Source organism: Pseudomonas sp. KSR10 (genome assembly GCF_022355455.1).
In the GTDB taxonomy this organism is placed as follows: Bacteria; Pseudomonadota; Gammaproteobacteria; order Pseudomonadales; family Pseudomonadaceae; genus Stutzerimonas; species Stutzerimonas stutzeri_E.
Genome location: NZ_JAKOEN010000023.1, coordinates 289107 through 307803, shown reverse-complemented (window position 1 = coordinate 307803; position 18697 = coordinate 289107). Strand labels below are relative to the sequence as shown.

The window sequence follows — 18697 nt, the reverse complement described above, 5'->3', positions numbered from 1 at the left end:
CTCGCCGGGGCCGATCGGCCCCGGCCCTGAAGCGAGGCGTCTCGATGAAAGTAATCGCCCTCCTGCTCCTGCTGGCCGTGACCGTGACCCTCGGCGTCGCGATCGATTGGCAGGACCCGGTCGAGACACAGCCGGACCAGGCGCAGCGCGTTGCGCCCGTACGCGCCCCATCGCCGGCTCCAACCCAGACATCGGTCCGTTTACCGGATCCGCGGCCTTCGCCTGTCGCAACGATCCGTCGCTTACCCCCTTCCTTCGCGGGGACCCAGGTCGATGGGCAACTACGAACGGACGCCTCCGGCAGGTTGATCATCGAGAATGACATCCGACGCGTCTTCGATTATTTCCTGGCCTCGATTGGCGAAGAATCCCTTGAGGCCAGCGTCACGCGTCTACGACATTACATCGAAGCGCAACTTCCCCAGCCCGGAGAAGGTCAAGCGCTGCAGTTGCTAGCACAGTATCTGGATTACAAACGCCAACTGCTGCTACTGGAGCAGGATCATGTGCAGCAGGCCGATCTGAACGCCATGCGCGAGCGACTGCAAGCGGTTCGCCAGCTGCGCGCCCAATTATTCGACGATGAGGTCCATCAGGCGTTTTTTGCACTCGACGAAACGGCCGACAGCTTCACGCTGGAAAGGCTGGCGATTCGTCGCGACTCAACTCTCGATGCCGCCGCCAAGGGAGCCGCAATCGACAGGCTGCAGAGCAGCCTACCGCCCGAACTGCAGGATGCGATGGTCATTCAATTGCAGTCTGAATTACGCGAGCAGACACGTGCATTGCAAGCGCGCGGAGCCACGCCCGCGGACCTACGTCGGCTGCGTCAGCAGCTGGTTGGCAACGCCGCCACCGCGCGTCTGGAACGGCTCGATCTCAAAAGGCAAGAATGGCAAAGGCGACTCTCCTCCTATCAAAAAGAAAAGAGCCGCATCGAAAGCAGCCGAGGGCTTGGCGAAGCGGATAAGCGCGCTGCGATCGCCCGATTGGCCGCCGAACGATTCGACGAAAACGAGCGCCAACGCCTGGAGGCGGTCGAGCAGCTACTCGTCATCAAGCAAAGCTAAACGCTCATTTGGCAGCGCTTTGCGGACCGCCTTCGAGCAGGTAACGCTCCCGCGTGTAGGTCAGGTAGTACTTGTTTACTGCATTGACGTAGCTGACTACGCCCATACCCATGGTTTCCATGGCAACGCGCTCGACCTGGAAAAACCACTGGTCGGCATTGAGCCCTCGGCGCCGGGCCTCGGCACGCATGCTCTGGACCCGCTGCGGCCCCATGTTGTAAGCCGCGAGGACGAACGCCATGCGTTCGCGTTCATTCAGCCTGGGGCTAGCGAAAAATTTCTGCCGGATGTTGGCTAGATACTTCGCACTGGCCTGCACATTGTTATCAAGCTTGCCGATGTCGTTTACACCCATGCTGCGTGCAGTAGCCTGCGTCACCTGCATGAGCCCGGTGGCGCCGGAAGCACCACGGGCTGCCGGATTGAGGGTCGACTCTTTGAATGCCAGCGCGGCCAGATTGAGCCAGTCGATATCCTGCTGCTGAGCATGCCGTTGTAAAGTGGGCCGCACCTTCTCCAAGCGCTGCCGACCGACCCGATCAAGGGGATACTGCACCCGGTAAAGGCGCCGATAGACCCGGACGAAAGCGGCGTCCTGGTTATCCGGCGCACTGTAGCCTCGGAGGAAGCGATCGACGCTAGCACGCAACATGCTGGCCTCCGTTCGGACAAACCAACGCATGTCGGCGCGCTTGCCCAGAACCAGATCTCGCTCGATACGTAATTTGGGCAGTACCTTCGCCCATCGCTCCGCAATGGGCAGCTCGACGACAGTCGCGGAATAGATGCCGGCCTGCACCATCTCCAGCACGTCCTCGACCGCGAGCGTTGGATCGACCCACTCGACAGCAATCGGCGCGTGCCCGGTTTGCATCAACCGTTGATTGAGCACTTCCAGTTCCAGCCCGGCGGCACTGCCGGCAGACAACGCCAGACTGCGTCCCGATAGCTGTTCGAAGTTTTTGTAGCGAAGGCCGCCCTGGCGGCTGACCAAAACCATGGGGACGTTATCGACTACGGCGCGACTATGGCTCACCCGACGCGTCGATCCTGACTCCAAACGTTCTCCAGGCGCGACCAGATCACCCTCGCCTCTCTGCAGTGCGCCGAGCAGCTGGTCCTTGGCCTTAGGTATAACTTCCAGGGTGATCGCGGGCCCCTTCGAACCGCGATTGAGAAACTGCTCGAACGCGCGTAGCCGCACGTATTCCACGCCGATGGCTTCACCTTTGACTTCGCCCGAACTGTTGCGGCTCTGATTGACCAGCACACGCAACACGCCACTGCGGCGAATCTCAGCCAGATCGCGTACCGTATCCGCCGGCTGCCACGCCTGAGGCCCCATCACGCGCGCAGCGGCCGGCCAGGGTGCGAGCACCATCAGGCACAACAGCAAGGGCAATAATCGGTTCATTTACAGCGTATCGACTCGAACGGGACAGTCTGTAGGGCGGCCAGCCTGCCGCAGGGCGGCGAAGATTCTCATAGCCACGGTTTCGCCGCCAGCGTAGCTTGCCAATTAACATGAGATATCAGCTATAAGCATTTGATATTAATACTTATATTATTTTTATTCTACATGAGGTAGTTTGTGCAGCTTATTGACATTGGTGTCAACCTGACCCACCCGACCTTCGCTCGCGACCCGCGCGCCGTCCTGACTCGCGGTTACGCAGCTGGCGTCACGCAATTGGTACTGACCGGCACCAGTCTGGTCGAAAGCGAAGCAGCATTAACGCTTTGTCGTGAGCTGGATGAGAGCCGGCAACGGTTGTTTTGCACGGCAGGAGTCCATCCACATGATGCCAGCCAGTGGACGTCCGAAACCGCCACTCAGTTGAAGCAATTGCTCGCCGAACCCGAGGTTCGCGCTGTTGGGGAATGCGGGCTGGATTTCAACCGGGACCTTTCCCCGCGCGGGCAGCAGGAACGGGTGCTTGAAGAACATCTGCAACTGGCAGTGGAAACCGGTCTCCCGGTATTTCTTCACGAACGCGATGCGGACCAGCGCCTGGTGGACATCCTCCGGCCTTTCCGCGATCGGCTCAGTGCCGCGGTCGTTCATTGCTTTACCGGGGAGAAGCGCGCCCTCTACGCCTATCTCGACCTCGACCTGCACATCGGCATCACCGGCTGGATCTGCGACGAGCGCCGCGGCACGCACCTGCAGCCGCTGGTTCGCGAGATTCCCGCCTCGCGATTGATGCTCGAAAGCGATGCGCCCTATCTATTGCCACGCACGCTGCGGCCCAAACCCAAAGGCGGTCAGAACGAGCCCGCTTTTCTTCCAGAAGTGTTGCGTGAAGTGGCCCGCCATCGCGGCGTGAGCGACGACGAACTCGCGACAACCACCACCGCCTGCGCTCAACGGTTCTTCGGCATCGCTCCGCTGGCTCAACCAGAATAGCGCTAAAGCCTGCCGTCGTTCTGCCGCTAAAAAGACGGACGCCTAAAACGCACCGACGCCCTCTCAGCCACCCATACAGAAGCGCACTCATGGTTCTCTGGATTCGTGATCTTTCTCTGAAATACAAGTTCTGGGCGCTGAACATGGTGACCTTCGTTACCACGTTGCTGCTGGTGCTGTTCGCCCTGCAACTGGAACAGCGGTCCCGCAGCCAGGACGCGCAAACCAGCGCTCAGGAACTGGCCAGGGTGCTGCAGGACTGGCCGGCAGGCAGTGCCCTTCCCCGCCATCCCGATCTGCTGGCGGCAGCTGCCGGTCAGGGGCTGGTTATCGAAGGTCGAACCATCGCGCCGGGTCAGGGCTGGCTTGCAATCGACCACGACCGCTTTTTCGCCACCACACCGGTTGTCGGCGCACAGCGGATCACTCGCTCAGGCGGCGACAGCCTTGCCGTTCTGGCTCGCGCGCCTAGCGTCTGGCAATTGCTGACGCAGCACTTTTTCAGCTACGCGCTGGCCGTCGCAATTCTGATGCTGGCGCTGCTAGCGGCTTCGCAGATGATGATCCGATTCCTGCTAAGCCATCTCAACACGCTGAAAGACGTCATGCTGCATGTGGAGCGCAGCGGTGATCTCACCGTACGCGTACCGCTGGACAGCGGTGACGAGGTCGGCCAGATGGCGGGCGCTTTCAATGCCATGCAATCCGGCTACCAGCGCATCGTAGGTACCGTCACCCAAGCGGCCACACGCCTGGACGAGGGCGCCAGCCGCCTGGCCTCCAGTATGGGCGAAGTACGCAAGGGCATGCTCGGGCAGAAAAGCGAAACCGATCAGGCCGCGACGGCGATCAATGAAATGAGCACGACCGTCTACCAGATCGCCGACCATGCGCGAGAAACCCGCGACCAGTCTCAGCATGCCGACCGTCTCGCCGGTGACGGCCACAGCGTCGTGACTCGCGTTGAGCGGTCGATATCCAGTCTGTCGCAAGGAGTGCAACAAACAGCCGAGACGATTGGACAACTCGCCGCCGACAGCCAGAAGATCAGCGGTGTCGTCAGCGTCATCCATAGCATCGCCGAGCAGACCAACCTGCTCGCGCTGAATGCCGCCATCGAAGCGGCTCGCGCTGGCGAGATGGGCCGGGGCTTCGCGGTGGTGGCGGACGAGGTGCGTAGTCTGGCCAAACGTGTTCAGGTGTCGACCGACGAGATCACCCAGATGATCTCCGGGCTACAAGCCATGACACGCGACGCGGTGGAGTTCATGCAGGAAAGTTCGCTGAAGGCCGACGACTGCGTGAGCGAGGCCCGCGAGGCGGGGTTGGCTCTGGAAGCGATCACCGCAGCGGTCGCGCAGATGCGCGAGAGCAACACCCAGATCGCGGATGCCGCAGAGCAGCAGAGTGGCGTAGCCGAAGAGCTGAATCGCTCGGTGACCGGCATCCGCGACGTCACCGAACAGACCGTTGAGCAGACCGCTGTGTCCGCCGCCACCAGCTCCGAGCTGGCTGCACTCTCCAAAGAACTGAGCAAAGCGATTCAGCAATTCAAACTGTGAGCCGCCCCTTCAGCACGAGGCCAAGGTCTCGCGCTGGCGGGCCGACCGATGGAGAGCGCTGGCCAGTCTTCGGTCGAAGCCGTCCTGATGGCGGAACCTTGGCTCAGCCGAACACCGTTACCGTCTGGCGACTCAATGCCACCAGCTCACCCCCAGGGGTCCAGAGCGCCGCTGCGCAATGGCCATAACCATCCTGGGCATGCTCGATCACCGCGCGGTACTGACACCAGTCGTGAGTATCGAGCGACGGCATCGGCTGGATGAACTCGATGGTCCAGGTCAGCGAACTGCCAGGTGCGAATCCCTTCAGATGCGACAGTACGGCTGGCGGCCAGGCATCCACCAGTGCCAGCAGATGCGAAACGGTCACTGGCTCGCGCTCGACCTCGCCGCGTAAGCGCACCCAACCGCCCATTTCGCGCGACGTGTTGCCCGAGAACGGCAGCCCACCGATGCCCCAGCGCATCGCCAGATAACGGGTGAATTCCGGCGCGGCGCCCGGCACATAGGGCAGCTCCTGACATTCGTCTACCGGCGGCATCGACGGCGCGGGCTCTGCGGCTACCCGCACCGCCGATGCGCGGGCCGCACCGAAACTGCCCTGGACGATGGTTACCACCTGGCCGTTCTGCACCGCACGCCCGAGCACTTGGCTGACCGCCTTGCCCTCGCGCAATACCTCAGCCTCGAAGCTGACCGGAGTATCTACCATCAACGGGCCGACAAAGGTGATGGCCAGCGAGCGCGCTGGACGGCCGTCCGGCACCTGCGCCTGCATGGCCTCATAGACCAGCGCTGCAACCACACCGCCGAAACCCGCACGCCCCTGCCCCCAGGTGGCCGGCACGATGACGTTCGCAGGATTGTCACGTACGGCTCGTATCAGTTCGAAAAGGGTCATGCCCACCTCGGATTGTTTTTATCGGTCACCATCTTATCGCCGACGTGCGGCCAGAAGTGCGCAGTTGAGCATTGGTGATAGGACACCATCGCACGCAGCTATCGCTCGCCGAGTTCAGTTTCCTGCTTTCTGCGCGTACCGGAGCGCCAAGGCAGCTGGCGACGCAGTCTGGCGAGCGAAACATGCATTTCGTTTCTGTCTGCGGGCTGGCCAGCATAACGCGCCATCTCATAGAGCCGGGTGAACTCCCGTATCGGCTCGGCGACGATCGGCATCAACACTGCCGCGCGCTCGGCGAAATCACGCGGGCCCTCGCCGACCTGCCGCTCGACGCCGTGTCGAGCGAGGAGTCGTTCGAACCGATGGAACAGGCGCAGCTGTGGATCACGTTCACGGCGCCAGGGTTTAAGCAGCAGCAAAGCCAGGACCATCGTCAATAGCGCGGCCGCAGCAACGGTGAGCAACCCGAGCTTACCGGCGTCGACCTTGCCGAACAGTCCTTTCAACACGTCCAGCTGACGCTCACCCTGGTAGCCGAGCACCCATCGCTGCCAACCGTAGTTGAGATTGTCCCAGCCGAATCGCAGCTGATTCAGCCAGCCGATATCTCGGTAGCGCCGCAGCGCCAGCGGTGAGTCATCAAACAGCGTCTGCTCGTCGGAAAGTGCATCCTCAAGGCCTCGTTCGATGCGTTCCGGCGCGACTTGAAACGTGGGGTCGATCGAGACCCAACCGCGACCCGCAACCCAGTACTCGACCCAAGCGTGGGCGTCCAATTGACGAACCGACAGATAATTGCCCGTCGGATTGATCTCCCCGCCCTGATAGCCCGCCACGACCCGAGCGGGAATGCCGGCGGCACGCAAGACGAACGTCATCGCGCCAGCGTAGTGAATGCAGAATCCATTCAGCGTATCGAACAGAAAGCCGTCAACGATATCGCCCCCCACCGATGAAGGCCGCAGCGTGTATCGGTACGGCTGCCGATTGAAATGCTGGAGGAGTGCCTGCACCAGCGCTGTCGGGTCTGGATTATCGCGGCGCAACTGCGCGGCCCAGGCACGGCTGCGCGGATTGCCTTGTGCCGGCAACTGCAGCGCACGCTCCAGTGTGGCAGCGCTAGCCACAGGTTCGCGACGCGATCCGGGCCACGAGGTGACCTGATAGAGCAATGCCTGATCGATCGGACGCGGGCGTTGTAAATGGAAATCTGGCATCAACCGCACGCCCCCCGCATCGACCTGCGCCACATCCAGCGCGTATAGCCATGGACGGCCGCTGGGCTGCATCACCACCGAGTAACTCACCGCGGCGCCTCCGGGCGTCCAGTCTGGCGCCCCTGGGATCTGTACAGCGAGCGATTGCGACCAGCGCCGACCATCGAAGCGCTCGAACGTGACGGCCCGCCAGTAGAGCTGATCCCGCTCGGGGATCGGGCCTTCGAAGCTGGCTCTGAATGCCAGCCCGGCAGACCGGCTCAACTGCGCGATGTCACCCGGCGACATGCTGTCAGAAAGCCCCGTCACTCCGCGATCTCGGGGTTGCGGCAATGACCAGAGCGGCCCCATCCGGGGAAACAATACGAATAGAACGAGCATCAGCGGTACAGCCTGCAGCAGCAGCGAGCCAGCCAGGCGCAACGTTGGCCAGGGGTGTGTATCGGTGCTGCTTTGCTGCAGGCCAATCATCGCGGCCAACAAAACGGTGACAGGCAGCAGGCTGTAAAGGCCGGCCGGCAAGCTGTCATAGAACAGATAGCTGGTCGCCACGGCAAAGAAGCCGAGAAGGATCAGCACCCAAGCGTCGCGCCGGCTGCGCATCTCCACCAGCTTCAGAATGAACGCGGCAATCAGCAGTACGACGCCGGCATCGAGCCCGATCAGGCTGCCGCGCGAAACGAACACGCCGCCGCCGACGCCAATCATCATCAAAACCTTCACCCAGCCTCTCGGATAGCGCGCGCGCATGCGAAAGATCTGCACGCGCCAGGTGGCGCAAGCCAGCCAGAGGCCGATGATCCATAACGGTAGGTGACCCAGGTGCGGCAAGATCACCAGTACCTGGGCGACCAGCAGCCAGACCAGGCCGTTGCGCGGAATCGACTGCTGGGTGCTCATCGAACCTCCCGTTCCAGACCGAACACCGCCAGTTCACGCAGGCAGCGGTTGCGGTGGTCGACCCCTGCATCCGGACCGATAAGTGTCGCGCCGATCTGCAAGGCGAAGGGCTGCTGACGCGCAGACAGTTCGACGACCCAGTGGCATAGCACCGACAGTCGCGACTCGATGTCACCTTCGAGCGCATCCAGATCGAGCAACGGTTCCTGCCCAAGCAGAGCGGTGAAATCCTTGACCAGCAGCCCCTGCCCACGGGAATAGGCTTTCCAGTTGAGGCGTCGCCGCGAGTCGCCCGGCTGCCAAGGTTTCAAACCCTGATAGTCATCGATGCCGGGCCCTGATACGCAGGTGCCCTCGCGCTCTTCGTCAGCGGGCCCTCTGGCGGTCGGCAACTCGCCTTCCACAGGTCTTGGATACACCAGAGCTGCCAGTTGCAGATCCACCCAGCTCCAGGCCACCAAAATGCCCAAAGGAAAGCGGCTCTCGACACGCACACGCCCCGGCCGTAACCAGCCACGATCTTCGGTTGGCAGGCTCAGATCGACCTCGCAGGTTCCCCCTGCCGGCACGTCGACCACCTGTAGGCCGCTTTTTGGCCAGCCCAGCGCGACGGCCTGGTAGAGGCGTCCACGGCTTTCCAGTCGTACTTGCAGACGCGCCTGCTCTCCGAGGAAGACGGCCGGTGAATTGCCCGCCAGTAGCGTCAGACCGGCGAGATTGCGCCAGGTATGCAGAATCGCGACCAGATATACCGAGCCGAGCAGGAACGTCAGCGCGTAGGCGAGGCTGTTCTGGTAGTTGATCGCAGCAACCAGCATCAATAGCAAGGCGAGCAGAAAGGTCATGCCCACCGGCGTCGGCATGATGAATATTCTTCGCTGGTCGAGCCGCATGCTCGGGCCCGGCGGAATACGCTTCAATAGCCAGCGTTCACGTATCCGCGGCAGTAGTCGCATGCTGAGCCCCCGGGCAGGTCGTGCGAGTCAGAGCGCTGGCACTTCGCGCAACAGCCATTGCACCAGCGCGCCACCACCGTGGCCTGTGGCATCGGCACGCTCGCGCAGACGATGGCCTACCACCGCGGGCAGCACCGCCTGAACGTCTTCGGGTATGGCGTAATCGCGCCCATCGAGAAATGCCCAAGCGCGTGCCGCGGCCAGCAGGGCGAGACTGCCTCGCGGCGACAGTCCCCAGGCGAACTGAGGCTGCGTGCGGGTCGCCTCGACCAATCTCAGCACATAATCGACCAGTGCGTCGCTGACCCGAACCTGCGCCACCGCATCCTGAATTTCCCCCAGCGTAGCGCGGTCGAGCAGAGGCTCCAGCCGCACAAGCAGATCACGGCGTGGGTCGCCCAGCAGCAAGGCCTTCTCGGCGGCTTTCGCCGGGTAACCCAGCGATAAGCGCATGAGGAAGCGGTCCAACTGCGACTCAGGTAAAGAAAACGTCCCGCCGGAGCTGACCGGGTTCTGCGTGGCCACCACGAAAAATGGATCGGGCAGCGGCCGCGTGGCGCCCTCGATCGTCACCTGCCCCTCTTCCATGGCCTCGAGAAGCGCGCTCTGGCTTTTTGGCGTGGCTCGGTTGATTTCGTCCGCCAGAATCAGCTCGGCAAAGATGGGTCCTGGATGGAAAGCAAACTGACCGCTGTCCTTATCGAACACCGAAGTGCCGAGAATATCGCCCGGCAGAAGGTCGGAGGTGAACTGGATCCGCTGGAACTCCAGGCCCATCACCCTGGCGAGGGCGTGACTGAGGGTGGTCTTGCCCATGCCCGGAAGGTCCTCGATCAGCAGATGCCCTCTGGCCAGCAGACAGGCCATGGCCAATCGCACCTGTGATTGCTTGCCGAGCAATATGTCGTTCACCGCTCGCAGGCAGACATCCAATCTAGCGCGCATTCCGCTCTCCTTCGATTCGTCCCACGATGCTACTGACCCGAGACGCGCAGGCAAAGCCGACGGAAATCTTTGTTGACGAAGTTGTGACCGGGCACTTGCTCGGCGGCACCTCGAACGACCTATACGGCAGCGAGCGCTTGGCATCCTGCCAGGCCCGACTGAACGTGGTCGGCCGGCAGCTGGCGTGCCGCTGTACCGGAAGCAGTTCGGCCTCTAGGCTGTCGCGACCATCGAATGGCCCGGGCGGCGCCACCGCTCACTGCGGCCGGAGCATCTCGAAACGCTCGCGCGTGTAGGTATAGCTGATGCCGCCAAGCCTTCCGACCACGTCGAGCCTGGCCGGGTCGATGCGGCCGCGCTCATCGAGCAATCCGTCAGCCACATGCGCCAGCAGCACCTCGGCGAAAATCAGATGGCAGTTGGGTGACTCCGCTGGATAGGGCAGGATCTGTGCGACTCGACACTCGAAAGCAACTGGTGCCGTGCACACCCTGGGTACGTTAACCAATTTGGCGGGTTCGCTGGCAATGCCACAATGCTCGAATTCGCTGATGCCATGGGGTAGCACGGCAGCGGATGCATTCATCGCCTCGACCTGCTCGGCCCCCACCAGTTGAACCACCAGCTCACCGGTATCCCGTGCGTTTCGCGCAGTGTCCTTCGGCATGCCGTCCTTCAGGCCCACGTTGATCAGCAACGTCGGCGGCTCGCTGCTGATGACTTGAAAGAAACTGAAGGGCGCAAGGTTGCTGATGCCATCGGTCGAACGGGTCGACACCCAGGCAATCGGACGCGGGGTAATCGTCGAGGTAAGCCAGCGATAGCGCTCGGCCGGGGTCAGTGCGCAGAAGTCGAGTTGCATGGAGATTTCCAAATGAACCGATCAGCACATTCGGCTCGAGCGTATACGGCGGTGGCACCTGCCGAAGGTGCCACCGGAAGGGGTGTTAGCGACCTGCGCGCGACTCGCGGAGATAGAAACGGGCCTTCTTGGCCTTTTCCACGCAGCCTCGATAAGCCTCGAATTGCTGTTGGGTTTTGGCACCCGTCAGTAAAGCCATTGCCTTGGAATAACTTACGGTACCGGCGAAACCCTCCGCTTCGGCAAGGCTCTGCTCTTCCCAAGCCGCATTGAGCTGAGACGCACAGCTGTCGCGATAGGCGGTTTTTCCGGCGCAGCCGGTCAGGGCCAACGCCAGCACGGATAAACAGATCAGACTTTTCATCGATACATCCCTCATTTTCGAGACCTGCTCATTTTTGCTTGCCTGCTGCACGTTCGCGCAGGAATTCGACTACGGCGTCCTGCTCTCCAGCGAACTCGATACGGGACGCTTTGCTCTCTCGCTGATAGGCGTACATCGGATCGTAGTACTGCTTCAACAACGTCTCGATCCATCCGCGGTGCAGCTCGACTGCGCCAGTACTGGCCTGTTCGGCAAGCGCTTGATCCATGATCGCCGCCAGGCGTGCGAAGCATTCGCCTCCGAGCCGCTTGCTGATATTGACCAGACTTTGCCGTAAACGCTCGGCGAATGCGGTGAACCCTTCCTCGCCCTGCTCGGCAATGAATTCGGCACAGAGGTCGATCACATAGTCCTTGAGAATGCGATCAACCCGGCTGTCGAAGCTGTCCTCCAACCACACCAGCGGATAGCGTTGCATACCTTGGAACAATGGCAGCGGGATGGAGCAGCGCCCGACCAGCCGTGCTTCGTCTTCAAGGACGAACTGCCGAGCGCCAGCATGCTGCATCTTCAGCAAACGAATCGCCAGCGCATTCTCGAAATCGATCTGTACCGGCTGCGGCGTGGCGCGCTTACCGAAGCTCGACCCGCGGTGGTTGGCAATGCCTTCCAGATCGACGCTGTCCTCCAGACGCGCCAGCACCTCGGTCTTGCCGGTGCCGGTCATGCCGCCGACCAACACGAAATCATCATGTCCGGCCGCGTGCTCGATGGTTTCCAAAAGAAAATGACGCATCGCTTTGTAACCGCCGGTCACACGAGGATAGTCGATCCCCGCCTCGGTCTTGAGCCATTGCTGGACCAGCTGCGAACGCAGCCCACCACGAAAACAGTAGATATATCCGCGCGGATTTTGCCGGGCGAAGTCGGCCCAGGCCTGGATGCGCTCGGCCTTGATCTGACCGCTGACCAGCCGATGGCCAAGCTCGATCGCCGCCTGCTGACCGTGCTGCTTGTAGCAGGTGCCGACCTTCTGCCGCTCCAGATCGTTCATCAGCGGCAGATTGACCACACCGGGGAAGGCGCCCTTGGAAAACTCCACCGGAGCCCGGGCATCCATCATGGGCACATCGTTGAGAAACAGTTCGCGGTAATTATCGGTATCGCCGCGCATCAACGGACCTCGACGGCAAAGGTGCCGGCTTCGATCAGCTCGCCGATCGACTCGAGCACGAGACCGAGTTCGGCCGCGACCGCGTGAAACTCTGCCTCGCCCTCAGGCGCTACCGCCACCAGCAACCCACCACTGGTTTGCGGATCGCAGAGCAGTTGTTTGTGCGACTCGTCGAGCGTGGCAATACGTTCGCCATAGCTGTCGAAGTTGCGTCCGGTGCCGCCGGGGACGCAGCCCTGTTCCAGGTAATACTCGACGCCCTCGAGGCGCGGCACGCGGGCATAGTCGATACGCGCGGTCACACCGCTACCGTCGGCCATTTCCACCAGGTGCCCGAGCAGACCGAAGCCTGTGACGTCGGTCATAGCACGAACGCCAGCAAGCTTGCCGAAGCGGCTGCCGGGGGTGTTCAACGTGCACATCCAGTCACGGGCGCGACCGACATCCTCGGCTCGCAGCTTGGCCTTTTTTTCGGCAGTGGTGAAAATGCCGATGCCCAACGGCTTGGTCAGGTAGAGCTTGCAACCCACAGACGCCGTGTCGTTGCGCTTCATGTGCGCTTTGTTCACCAGGCCGGTCACCGCCAGGCCGAAGATCGGCTCGGGGGCATCGATCGAATGGCCGCCAGCCAGGGGAATGCCCGCCGCATCGCAGACCGCGCGCCCGCCGGCGATAACCTCGCGGGCCACTTCAGGCGGCAGCAGGTTGACCGGCCAGCCGAGGATCGCAATGGCCATCAACGGGTCTCCGCCCATCGCATAGATGTCGCTAATGGCATTGGTGGCGGCGATTCGTCCAAAATCGAATGGATCGTCGACGATGGGCATGAAGAAGTCGGTGGTCGAGACCACGCCGCGCTCATTATCGATACCGTAGACGGCAGCATCGTCACGCGAGGCGTTGCCGACCCACAGGCGCGGGTCGAGATTTTGCGCGCCACTGCCGGCAAGGATCACGTCCAGCACCTTCGGCGAAATTTTGCAGCCGCAGCCGGCACCATGGCTGTATTGGGTGAGACGGATGGGTTCGCTCATCTGAAGGGCTCTCATGATGCTGGCAAAACGGGCGCCGATTGTAGCAAGAAGGCCGGCGTCTCGCGGTAATCCCGGTTACACCGGTCGGCTGATGGCGGTGCCATAGGCCTGGTAGAAATCCTGGTTCGGCTGCGCTCGAATTAGCTGATGGCGGGGCTTGATGCCCCGCGTCTGAGGCTGGAAGCTATCACCCTTGCCAAATAGGGAGAATCACATGGGCAACAAGGTTGCACTGGTACTGGGATCGGGTGGCGCGCGTGGCTATGCGCACATCGGGGTCATCGAGGAGCTCACCGCCCGGGGTTACGAGATCAATTGCATCGCGGGCTGCTCGATGGGCGCAGTGGTCGGCGGGATTTATGCCGCGGGCAAGCTGGGCGAATACCGGGACTGGATCGAGAGCCTGGACTATTTCGACATGCTGCGGTTGGTCGACCCGAGCTTCAGTCTCGGAGCGATACGCGGCGAGAAGATCTTCGGCCGTATCCGTGACATGCTCGGTTCGGTCAACATCGAAGACCTGCCAATTCCGTTCACTGCCGTCGCGGCCGATCTCACCAACCAGCAGGAAATATGGTTTCAGGAAGGCAACCTGGAGCTGGCGATGCGCGCTTCGGCAGCCATCCCAAGTCTGTTCACCCCAGTCATGCAAGGCAACCGAATGCTGGTTGATGGCGGGATCCTCAACCCCTTGCCGATTGTCCCGGTGGTCTCCAGTCACAGTGACATCATCATCGCGGTGAACCTCAACGCCAATAACCATCGGCAATACCCCCTGCCGGAAGTGATTCGCCCTGGTCGCTTCGATGCCATGGTCAGCTCGATAAGCTCGCATATTCCGTTCTGGCGCAGCAAGGGACTAGAAGAGCATATCGCTGAACTTCAAGCCCCTGACGAAATTGGAGCGAGCCAGCCACCAGCGGCCCCTACCGGGCAAAGTGCACCGAAATCGGCGGAGGGGTCGATGGTGGTGGATGTCGGCGGTCCAGCTTCATTGCTGGAGCTGATCAACCAGAGCTTCGAGGTGATGCAATCATCGCTGACGCAATACAAGATTGCTGGTTATCCACCGAACGTGCTGGTCAACATTCCTAAACGCGCCTGCCGGTTTTACGAGTTCTACAAGGCGCCCGAATTGATCAAGCTCGGCCAGATCATCGCCCGCGACACGCTCGACAAATACGAGGAAGAACAGCTCTAGCCACAGCTATGTCCCTCTTCACCGAGAAGCTGCTCGATCGACACCGGCGGACAACTCATTCGGGGTGACGACTTCGGGCACTTCCTTGATCAACCAGTCACCCAGCAGACTGTAGGCGACCGCCAGGAGCGTCGGGCCGAGAAACAGTCCCATGAAACCGAACGCCAGCACGCCGCCGAACACGCCCAGCAGTACCACCACTAGCGGCAAGTTGCCGCCGCGACTGATCAGATAGGGCTTCAGCACATTGTCCACGCCGCTGATGATGAACATGCCCCATATGCCGAGGAAAACTGCCATTCCATATTCGCCCTGCCAGGCAAGCCAGGCCACAGCCGGCCCCCAGACCAGCGGCGGGACCATCAGAAAGCTGAACGCGAACGTCAGCACGCCGAGAATCAACGCACCCGGCACTCCAGCGATGCTGAACCCCACATAGGCCAGAATCGCCTGCGCAGCGGCGGTGCCGATCACACCGTTGACCACGCGCTGTACCGTACCGGCAACCAGCTCCAGGTAATGATCCGCACGATCGCCGATCAGTCGATGCAGCAAACTGTGGACGAAGGCCGCCAATTTTGGGCCGTCGCGGTAGAAGAAAAACACCAGCACCAGACTGAGCGCCAACTCCAACATCCCTCCCCCGATCCGCGCGCTGCGTACCAACAACCAGTTGCCGACCTGGCCGACATAAGGGCGAATCGTCGCGAAGAAGGCAGTGCCCTGCTCGTTAATGGTGCTCCAGAGGGTCAATAGCCGATCGCCAACCAGCGGCACCTCGCCCAGCCACACCGGAGGCTCCGGCAGGCCCTGCATCTGCAGGCTATGCACCAATACGTTGACCTCGCGGATCTGATCGGCAATGTTGAACCCCAGCCACACCAGCGGCACCGCTACCGACACCATCCAGCCGAACGTCAGCAGGGTAGCGGCAAGGGTGGAATTGCCCTTTAACCAGCGTGTCAGCACACGCATGACCGGCCAGCTGGCAAACGCCAATACCGCTGCCCAGAACAGCGCGGAAGCAAACGGAGCCAGTACCCACACACAGGCACCGAGCAGCACCAGAAGCAAAATCTGCACCAGCAAACGATCGTTGTTAAGCATCAGGGTACCTATGGGGAAACGCGGTGCGCTCCAGGGGAGCGTATCAGGGGAGCGCTATTGCATTCTGAAGCCTGTTCTCAGCGCAACAGTTTGATACGCAGACCGTCCTCGTCGGTCCTCTCGACATCTAGGCGTCGCGCCTTGATTCGCTCCTGCGTCAGCGCTTCCCGCCAGCCCTCGGCACCCTTCCCCGCCAGCGCGACCCGCATAGTGCTGTCGAGCCGCAGAACATTCGCCAGCAGCGCGCCCCACTCAGCCGTGGGCTCTTGGGGCAACCTCGGCAACCAGAGTTCTCCGTTGCTCTTCAATTGACGTAACAGCGTGGCCGGATTCGGCAGAATGACACCGAGCGCCTCGTCGGGGGTGAATTGTTCCACCTGCAGATAAGGGCGGCCATTGCCCCGCGTGATGCCGTAGAGCGCCATGAGGCGATCGGAATCGCCCGGCAGACGCGCCAGCAGATAGGCCTGCCTGGCATCGGGACCGTAGAGCGTCGAGCGTTGGAATATGTCGTTGGCCCAGAGGCTGCTCGATCCACACTCTCGCCCCTCACACCAGAAGAGCAGTTCGGCACCGTCCTGCAACAGCCGGTTGCGTGCCCGTTCGAAAGCTTCGATACCGGTATGTACCTCTGGTAACTGATAAGTGGCGGCGGTCAGCTGGCCACTTGCACTCACCTGGTCGCTCATTCGCAGACGACCGCTGATGCGGCGAATCGAGTCCAGCGGATAGGTCCGCTCCAGTACCTGCTGCTCCTTGAACGCAACAATTTGCGCTTGTGGGTATCGCTCAAGCGAGTCGAAGTCCCGGCTACCCGGTACATCAGCAGCGCTCGCGGTGTGAGCGAGCATGGCCAGCGCGACTGTCCATACACTTCGCATACTCAACGGATCACCTTCGACTGGGCAGTCTTACCGTTGGGCGTGGCGGCGGCATGGAGATAGATCATTGAGGTACTTCCTGTTGAGGCGATGCCCCAGCCTCACCAGTTGGCAAAAGCAAGTCAAGCCGGGCTTTGCGACAGATTCTTGCGCAACCGCACCTTTGCTCGATTCAAGCCACGAAGAACGGGTTGAAAACAGCTGCCACCGCTTCGGCTCCCGCTTGATCATCCAGATGCAAATGATGCCCTCCGGGCAATCGATGCCGCATGAACGGCAACGTCTCGGTCAGTTCAATCATGGCCGGTTGTGTCATCAAGCCCTGCTCCGCCAGTACCAAACTCGAAGGGCAAGCCACCCGATGCACGAAGGCCTGCGCATGCGCACGAGTCAGGCGCATCGCGGACGGTAGCATCAAGCGGGCATCGGTGCGCCAGGTATAACCACCGGGCACTGGCATCAACCCTCGTTCAGCAAGCCGTTCAGCTGCCTCGTGACTGACCGCGCCGACGCCCTTCATGCGCGCCGCGACAGCCTGTTGGAATTCGGCATAGACCGGCTTGCGCTTGTCGTCGACGGCGAGCAGCGCCTGTAACGACTCGCCAAGCTTTTGCGGTGCGGTGTCGGCTTCGCCCGTATAGGGAATCACCCCATCGATCAACGCCAGACGCTCGATGCGGTCGGGCATGGCACCGGCCAGCAACACCGACACGATGGCCCCCATCGAATGGCCCAGCAGAGAAAAACGCTTCCAGCCGAACTGCTCGGCCACCTGCAGCACATCGTGGGCGTAATCCCAGATGTTATAGGCCGCGCCAATCGGACGGTGGCCGGAATGGCCATGCCCTGGCAGGTCGAGCGCAACGATACGCACACCTTCCAGCAGCGGCGCGAGCCGGGAGAAAGTGGCGGCGTTGTCCAGCCAACCGTGCAGCGCGATGACCGGTCGACCCTCTTCTGGGCCGTAAAGGTGCGCCGCGACTTCGATATGCGGCAGGCTCAGGCGAATCTCTTCGAATACAACACTCATGCGGCACCTCGTTGGCCCAGTTCACCCCAGCGAGCGAATACCCGTCTGAGCAACATCGCCGTATCACCCGGACGCTCGAGCGGAAACATGTGCCCACTCGGCAAGGTATGCGCTTCGCCGTGGGTAACCAGGCGAAGCAGGCACAGGTGATGAGGCAGCACTACGCTGCTCTGGCGACCACGCACCACGGCGAGTGGAATCTTCAACGCATGCGGCCAGCCGGGCGTTACGTGCGGCACACTGCGGTAGATCTGGATTTCGGTTTCCGGATCGAAGCGTAAGCGCAGCCCTTGGGCGGTTGGCTCCAACCCATGTTCGAGGTAGGCATTCAGGCAATCGGGATCGAATGCGCGGAACAACGCCTTGCTGGCGAAGTATTGCCGTGCCTCATCTGTGCAACTGAACGCCTCGCGACGGCCGAGGGTACGACCAGCCGGCGTAAGCCGATCGATGAAGCCGAAACGCTTCGCCGCCCAGATCAGCGTCTGATCGAACCAGGTGGTCATTGGCGAATCGAGCATGACCACACCGCGATAAAGGTCCGGCCGTTGAAGGGCTGCGTGATAGTGCAGCATTCCACCCAGCGAGTGACCTACGCCCCAGACAGGCTCTTTCAGTGCCACGAGTTGTTCAACGAGCTCCTGCACCAGATTCTGCCAGTTGTCATCCACGGGGAAACGCGGATCGTGTCCGTGCTGGTCGAGGTGGGTGATGACGTAGTCCGGCGCCAGCGCGTCGAACAGCTTGCGATAGGTCGCGGAGGGAAAGCCGTTGGCGTGGGCGAAGAAGATGCGTTGCGTCATGGGTTCGATGCGGAAAGAGAAAGGCAACCATTGTCTGGCCCCCTACTCCCTACGGCAATCGGTCTGACCGACGGAACCCAAGGCAGTCCTGCCAAACAAGGCGTCTACGACGCCTCTGCACGCCGCGGACTGTTTTCTCCCAAGGGCATCACGGCGACCGTCAAGCGGGAAACACAGCTGGGCTTGCCATCATCACCACTTAGACGGATGTCCCAGACGTGGCTGGAGCGCCCGAGATGGATTGGACGACAGACCGCAGTGACGCGCCCGCTGCGCAACGCGCGAATATGGTTGGCGTTCACTTCGAGGCCGACACAATAGT

General features: G+C 61.6%; 18 protein-coding genes. 4 read left to right on the top strand and 14 right to left on the bottom strand.

The genetic code is table 11. The features are described from left to right. Positions 1-44 precede the first annotated feature (44 nt). Entirely contained in the window at positions 45-1070 is a 1026-nt protein-coding gene (locus tag MCB86_RS21060) for a lipase secretion chaperone (RefSeq protein ID WP_239612078.1), read from the top strand. A 4-nt stretch (positions 1071-1074) separates the two neighbouring features. Here MCB86_RS21060 and MCB86_RS21055 read toward each other — a convergent pair whose 3' ends face one another. Further along, positions 1075-2484 carry a transglycosylase SLT domain-containing protein gene (locus tag MCB86_RS21055; RefSeq protein ID WP_239612077.1) on the bottom strand — a complete coding sequence of 470 codons (1410 nt, stop codon included), beginning with the start codon at positions 2482-2484 and terminating at the stop codon, positions 1075-1077. Positions 2485-2661: 177 nt separating this feature from the next. On the opposite strand from MCB86_RS21055, the gene MCB86_RS21050 reads away from it, so the two are divergent. Further along, a complete protein-coding gene (locus MCB86_RS21050; protein ID WP_239612076.1) occupies positions 2662-3477 on the top strand; it encodes a TatD family hydrolase in 816 nt (271 codons plus the stop codon). An 89-nt stretch (positions 3478-3566) separates the two neighbouring features. After that, on the top strand, positions 3567-5039 hold the full coding sequence (locus MCB86_RS21045; protein WP_239612075.1) for a methyl-accepting chemotaxis protein: 1473 nt from the start codon (positions 3567-3569) through the stop codon (positions 5037-5039). A gap of 103 nt (positions 5040-5142) precedes the next feature. On the opposite strand, the gene MCB86_RS21040 is transcribed toward MCB86_RS21045, so the two are convergent. The 8 genes from MCB86_RS21040 to selD form a co-directional block, all read right to left on the bottom strand. Then, positions 5143-5940, bottom strand: coding sequence for a thioesterase family protein (locus MCB86_RS21040; protein WP_239612074.1), 798 nt, complete (start codon positions 5938-5940; stop codon positions 5143-5145). Positions 5941-6038: 98 nt separating this feature from the next. Beyond that, positions 6039-8057, bottom strand: a complete 2019-nt coding sequence (locus MCB86_RS21035; RefSeq protein ID WP_239612073.1) for a DUF3488 and transglutaminase-like domain-containing protein — start codon at positions 8055-8057, stop codon at positions 6039-6041. Next, positions 8054-9013 (bottom strand): DUF58 domain-containing protein, encoded by a 960-nt coding sequence (locus MCB86_RS21030; protein WP_239612072.1) that lies wholly within the window; start codon positions 9011-9013, stop codon positions 8054-8056. Before MCB86_RS21030 ends, MCB86_RS21035 begins: the two co-directional genes overlap by 4 nt. A gap of 27 nt (positions 9014-9040) precedes the next feature. Further along, the gene (locus MCB86_RS21025; RefSeq protein ID WP_045161554.1) at positions 9041-9958 is read right to left on the bottom strand and encodes an AAA family ATPase; all 918 of its coding nucleotides are present in this window, start codon (positions 9956-9958) and stop codon (positions 9041-9043) included. A 256-nt stretch (positions 9959-10214) separates the two neighbouring features. Continuing rightward, positions 10215-10820, bottom strand: coding sequence for a flavin reductase family protein (locus MCB86_RS21020; protein ID WP_045161553.1), 606 nt, complete (start codon positions 10818-10820; stop codon positions 10215-10217). A gap of 85 nt (positions 10821-10905) precedes the next feature. Then, a complete protein-coding gene (locus tag MCB86_RS21015) occupies positions 10906-11184 on the bottom strand; it encodes a lipoprotein (RefSeq protein WP_045161552.1) in 279 nt (92 codons plus the stop codon). 28 nt (positions 11185-11212) lie between these two features. Beyond that, a complete protein-coding gene (mnmH, locus tag MCB86_RS21010; protein WP_239612071.1) occupies positions 11213-12319 on the bottom strand; it encodes a tRNA 2-selenouridine(34) synthase MnmH in 1107 nt (368 codons plus the stop codon). Beyond that, positions 12319-13353, bottom strand: coding sequence for a selenide, water dikinase SelD (gene selD, locus MCB86_RS21005; protein WP_239612070.1), 1035 nt, complete (start codon positions 13351-13353; stop codon positions 12319-12321). Before selD ends, mnmH begins: the two co-directional genes overlap by 1 nt. Before the next feature lie 214 nt (positions 13354-13567). Between selD and MCB86_RS21000 the strand changes: the two genes are divergently transcribed. After that, complete coding sequence (locus tag MCB86_RS21000) at positions 13568-14554, top strand: patatin-like phospholipase family protein (RefSeq protein WP_239612069.1); 987 nt, start codon at positions 13568-13570, stop codon at positions 14552-14554. Between the two features lie 18 nt (positions 14555-14572). On the opposite strand, the gene MCB86_RS20995 is transcribed toward MCB86_RS21000, so the two are convergent. The 5 genes from MCB86_RS20995 to MCB86_RS20975 form a co-directional block, all read right to left on the bottom strand. Further along, complete coding sequence (locus tag MCB86_RS20995) at positions 14573-15661, bottom strand: AI-2E family transporter (RefSeq protein ID WP_045161548.1); 1089 nt, start codon at positions 15659-15661, stop codon at positions 14573-14575. Between the two features lie 77 nt (positions 15662-15738). Continuing rightward, positions 15739-16542 (bottom strand): DUF4892 domain-containing protein, encoded by an 804-nt coding sequence (locus MCB86_RS20990; protein ID WP_239612068.1) that lies wholly within the window; start codon positions 16540-16542, stop codon positions 15739-15741. A 172-nt stretch (positions 16543-16714) separates the two neighbouring features. Beyond that, entirely contained in the window at positions 16715-17572 is an 858-nt protein-coding gene (locus tag MCB86_RS20985) for an alpha/beta fold hydrolase (RefSeq protein WP_239612067.1), read from the bottom strand. Then, on the bottom strand, positions 17569-18375 hold the full coding sequence (locus MCB86_RS20980) for an alpha/beta hydrolase (protein WP_239612066.1): 807 nt from the start codon (positions 18373-18375) through the stop codon (positions 17569-17571). Before MCB86_RS20980 ends, MCB86_RS20985 begins: the two co-directional genes overlap by 4 nt. Positions 18376-18479: 104 nt before the next feature. After that, positions 18480-18697: PaaI family thioesterase (locus MCB86_RS20975; protein WP_239612065.1), on the bottom strand; the 218-nt coding region annotated here is incomplete at its 5' end.

Bases quoted from the DNA above. Each gene is read 5' to 3' on its own strand.
- MCB86_RS21060 (WP_239612078.1), top strand. From the start codon at position 45: ATGAAAGTAATCGCCCTCCTGCTCCTGCTGGCCGTGACCGTGACCCTC.
- MCB86_RS21055 (WP_239612077.1), bottom strand. From the start codon at position 2,484: ATGAACCGATTATTGCCCTTGCTGTTGTGCCTGATGGTGCTCGCACCC.
- MCB86_RS21045 (WP_239612075.1), top strand. From the start codon at position 3,567: ATGGTTCTCTGGATTCGTGATCTTTCTCTGAAATACAAGTTCTGGGCG.
- MCB86_RS21040 (WP_239612074.1), bottom strand. From the start codon at position 5,940: ATGACCCTTTTCGAACTGATACGAGCCGTACGTGACAATCCTGCGAAC.
- MCB86_RS21035 (WP_239612073.1), bottom strand. From the start codon at position 8,057: ATGAGCACCCAGCAGTCGATTCCGCGCAACGGCCTGGTCTGGCTGCTG.
- MCB86_RS21030 (WP_239612072.1), bottom strand. From the start codon at position 9,013: ATGCGACTACTGCCGCGGATACGTGAACGCTGGCTATTGAAGCGTATT.
- MCB86_RS21025 (WP_045161554.1), bottom strand. From the start codon at position 9,958: ATGCGCGCTAGATTGGATGTCTGCCTGCGAGCGGTGAACGACATATTG.
- MCB86_RS21020 (WP_045161553.1), bottom strand. From the start codon at position 10,820: ATGCAACTCGACTTCTGCGCACTGACCCCGGCCGAGCGCTATCGCTGG.
- MCB86_RS21015 (WP_045161552.1), bottom strand. From the start codon at position 11,184: ATGAAAAGTCTGATCTGTTTATCCGTGCTGGCGTTGGCCCTGACCGGC.
- mnmH (WP_239612071.1), bottom strand. From the start codon at position 12,319: ATGCGCGGCGATACCGATAATTACCGCGAACTGTTTCTCAACGATGTG.
- selD (WP_239612070.1), bottom strand. From the start codon at position 13,353: ATGAGCGAACCCATCCGTCTCACCCAATACAGCCATGGTGCCGGCTGC.
- MCB86_RS21000 (WP_239612069.1), top strand. From the start codon at position 13,568: ATGGGCAACAAGGTTGCACTGGTACTGGGATCGGGTGGCGCGCGTGGC.
- MCB86_RS20995 (WP_045161548.1), bottom strand. From the start codon at position 15,661: ATGCTTAACAACGATCGTTTGCTGGTGCAGATTTTGCTTCTGGTGCTG.
- MCB86_RS20990 (WP_239612068.1), bottom strand. From the start codon at position 16,542: ATGCGAAGTGTATGGACAGTCGCGCTGGCCATGCTCGCTCACACCGCG.
- MCB86_RS20985 (WP_239612067.1), bottom strand. From the start codon at position 17,572: ATGAGTGTTGTATTCGAAGAGATTCGCCTGAGCCTGCCGCATATCGAA.
- MCB86_RS20980 (WP_239612066.1), bottom strand. From the start codon at position 18,375: ATGACGCAACGCATCTTCTTCGCCCACGCCAACGGCTTTCCCTCCGCG.